Source organism: Allgaiera indica (genome assembly GCF_900106675.1).
Lineage (GTDB): Bacteria > Pseudomonadota > Alphaproteobacteria > Rhodobacterales > Rhodobacteraceae > Acidimangrovimonas > Acidimangrovimonas indica.
The window spans coordinates 1-3,061 of record NZ_FNOB01000042.1 but is presented as its reverse complement, the minus strand read 5'-3'; the positions used below and the strand labels follow the sequence as shown (position 1 = coordinate 3,061).

Below are 3,061 nucleotides of genomic sequence, written 5' to 3'. Positions count from 1 at the left end.
GGGGAATGGTCGCCGTGGCCGTGGTGGCCGGATTGCGCGTCTTCCTTGTCCTGCGGCACCAGATCCATGCCGCACTTGGGGCAGCTTCCGGGGCTGTCAGAGGTCACCTCGGGGTGCATCGGACAGGTGTAGACGGGGGTATCGCCATGGGCGGCGTGGGGGGAATGGTCCGACTGCGCGGCCTGCGTCGGAGTGGACTTCCCGTGCTTGTGCGCGCCCTGGCCGTGATGGTCCTTGTGGTCGTCATCACTGGCCGGGGCCGCACCCGAGACTTCGCGCTCGACAAGGAACATGCCGCAGATCGGGCATTTGCCGGGTTCATCCGAGATCACCTCGGGGTGCATCGGACAGGTATATTCGATGCGCGCGGCAAGCGCGGGCGCGTCGAAATCCGTGACGTTCCGGGCAAAGGCGCCTGTGGCGAAAGCCTTGCGCAGGGTCGCAACGCCCTCTGCCAGCCCGTCTTGCGAGAGCGCCCCGACCGCATCCGGCGCCGGCAGCGGCGCGATGTTGTCCGCGCCAAGCGCCAGGATCGCACGGGGGCGCGGCATCTGTGCCCAGACCACGCAGGCCGCATCCAGCAGGTCCGGCGGCAGCGGCCCGGCGATCAGCAGGACATCGGCGTGGCGCGGAGTGTCGGCAAGGCGCAGCCCGGCCCCGGCCGGATCAAGCCCGCCCGCCCGCGCGATATCCAGCCCCGGCACCACGAAGGCGCGAAGATCGGCGGCCATCGCCCGCGCAAGCAGCCCGCGCAGGCCGCCCGGCATCGCCGGTCGCGCGCCGCTCAGCGCGTTCATTGCCGCCTCAGGGCGCCCTGGCTCCAGCCATAGAGCAGGCCGAGAAACAGGATTGCCAGAAACACACCCATGTCGAGAAGCGCCACCAGCCCCTCTTCGCGGTAGACGACCGCCCAAGGATACATGAAGGCCATTTCCATATCGAAGGCGAGAAACAGCAGCGCATAGCCGAAATACTTGGCGTGATAGCGCACCCACACCGGATCGCGCGACAGGGTGCCCGAGGAGGCAGGCACGTCCTTGCCCGGCTCGTCCAGCGAGCGGCCGATGGCGCGCGCCAGGGCATAGAGGCTGGCGACGAAAGCGAATGCGCCCAGAGTCAGCCCCAGCAGGATCGCGTATTGTGCCAATTGCGTCAAAACAAGCCCTCCGCGTCGTGGCTCATCCGTGACGATAGGGCAATGAGAAGACTCGGGCAATCGGCTCCTGCGCTGGAAGGTTGGCAGAAAATTGGGCGGCCAGGGCCGTCGGATGCGAAAACTTTCGGTTCCGCCCGGCGTCCAGACGCTCAAGCCCTGCAGCAACCGGCCCTGCATTCGGTTGCGATCGTAAAGGATGCGCTTTGCCGGAAGGCCGGCCGTGGTCATCTTGCGAATAGCCGCGGGCGACTGCCCGCACCAGACGCCATTGCAGAACATCGCCACGCGACGGGCATCGCGGCAATCCCGGTCATCCGCCGCGCGACGGCAGCCGAGGTATTCCAAAGTGCTCTCGGCCTCGGTGAACGGCGGATTGACCGCTCGGGGGACGTGCATCTGGCGAACTGCTCGGGCTTGCGGCCTTCGACAAACACGATATCGAACCGATGGGGGCATTGCTGAGCCGCTTGCCCGAGGCCATGACGCGGACTGGTATCGTGAAGCCTTGCAGGACAAGGGTATCAACCGCCGCATCCCTGGCCGGAAGTCGCGCGCCAAGCCGGTCGAACACGACAAGCGCCGCTACAAACGCCGCAACCGCATCGCGATCATGTTCGGAAGGCTGAAGGACTGGCGCAGAGTTGCCACGCGCTACGACAGAGGCCCGAAGGTCTTCCTCTCGGTTGTCGCACTCGCCGCAACCGTCGTGTTCTGGCTATGAGTCCGTACCCCGACCCGGTGTCCACCAGACCGGCAGCAGATCGGCACTCTGTGGTCGCTGTTGCTGGGCTGCGGAAACAGATGGTGTCAAAAGCCAAAAATATCAGATCGGTCGGTGCACGGCCCGCAAGAGGCCGCGCTCGGCCCCAGGGATCCGAAGCCTCTTTCCGCGCCGTGTCGCCGCCTCGGGCGTGGTCGGCGCCTCTGCAAGCGAGGAAAGAAATTGCGCGGCCCAGGTCGAAACATCGGTGCGTTCGACCACGGAGAGGTTGATTTTGTGGCGGCGCAAGCGTTCCTCGCGCGGCATGTGAAAGGCCTCGTCGATTGCCAGTGCGCAAGCCTGGATGTCGTAGGGATTGACAAGAAGCGCGCCTTTCATGTCCTCGGCGGCGCCCGCGAAGCGTGACAGGATCAGGACGCCCGGATCCTCGGGGTCCTGGGCGGCGACATATTCCTTGGCGACCAGGTTCATGCCGTCGGCGAACGAGGTCACCAGCCCGATGCGGGCCATCCGGTAGAGAAGCGCCAGCTTGTCGCGGTCTACTGCGCGGTGAATGTAGCGGATCGGTGTCCAGTCAAGCTCTGCATGCGCGCCGATCCACAGACCCCCTTGCTCGGAAAGCGCGCCGTGCAGGGCGACCACCAGACCCCCGGATGACGGTTCAGTGGTAGGGATGCGGTTGGATACCACGATTAGCCTTTCGGACATGGCGTGGAACTGGCCCTTTCCGGCTCGTGCTAGGGCCAGGACCCATTGATTTCCGGTTGGCCGCGTGATTCACAGTTCGAAAAACGAGCGGTGAACATGTCTGATCTCTTCTGGCTGACGGATGCGCAGATGGCGCGTCTTGAGCCCTTCTTCCCCAAGTCACACGGCAAACCCCGCGTTGATGATCGGCGCGTGTTGAGTGGAATTATTTTTATCAATCGCAATGGTTTACGGTGGCGCGATGCCCCTGCTGCCTATGGGCCGCACAAGACGCTGTACAACCGTTGGAAACGGTGGAGTGACAAGGGCATCTTCGCCCGGATGATGGCCGGTCTGGCCGCCGAGCATGGCGAAAAGAAGACTGTGATGATCGACGCCACTTACCTGAAGGCACACCGAACAGCGACCAGCATGGGCGTGAAAAAGGGGGGCGTGGACGCCTGATTGGCCGGACAAAGGGCGGCATGAACACCAAG

At 64.6% G+C, this 3,061-nt stretch carries 3 protein-coding genes and 2 pseudogenes; 2 read left to right on the top strand and 3 right to left on the bottom strand.

The annotated features are described in order from the left end of the window. On the bottom strand, nt 1-797 hold a 797-nt coding region (locus BLV97_RS21345), incomplete at its 3' end, for a heavy metal-binding domain-containing protein (RefSeq protein WP_280138225.1). Then, complete coding sequence (locus BLV97_RS21700; protein WP_244521078.1) at nt 794-1,501, bottom strand: NADH-quinone oxidoreductase subunit A; 708 nt, start codon at nt 1,499-1,501, stop codon at nt 794-796. The genes BLV97_RS21700 and BLV97_RS21345, both read right to left, overlap by 4 nt. Nucleotides 1,502-1,628: 127 nt before the next feature. Here BLV97_RS21700 and BLV97_RS19825 point away from each other — a divergent pair. Then, a pseudogene (locus BLV97_RS19825) lies at nt 1,629-1,877 on the top strand (transposase); the annotation flags it as partial. 102 nt (nt 1,878-1,979) lie between these two features. Here BLV97_RS19825 and BLV97_RS19820 read toward each other — a convergent pair. Beyond that, a complete protein-coding gene (locus BLV97_RS19820; RefSeq protein WP_035841524.1) occupies nt 1,980-2,519 on the bottom strand; it encodes a trehalose-6-phosphate synthase in 540 nt (179 codons plus the stop codon). Nucleotides 2,520-2,681: 162 nt separating this feature from the next. On the opposite strand from BLV97_RS19820, the pseudogene BLV97_RS19815 reads away from it, so the two are divergent. Continuing rightward, a pseudogene (locus BLV97_RS19815) lies at nt 2,682-3,061 on the top strand (IS5 family transposase); the annotation flags it as partial.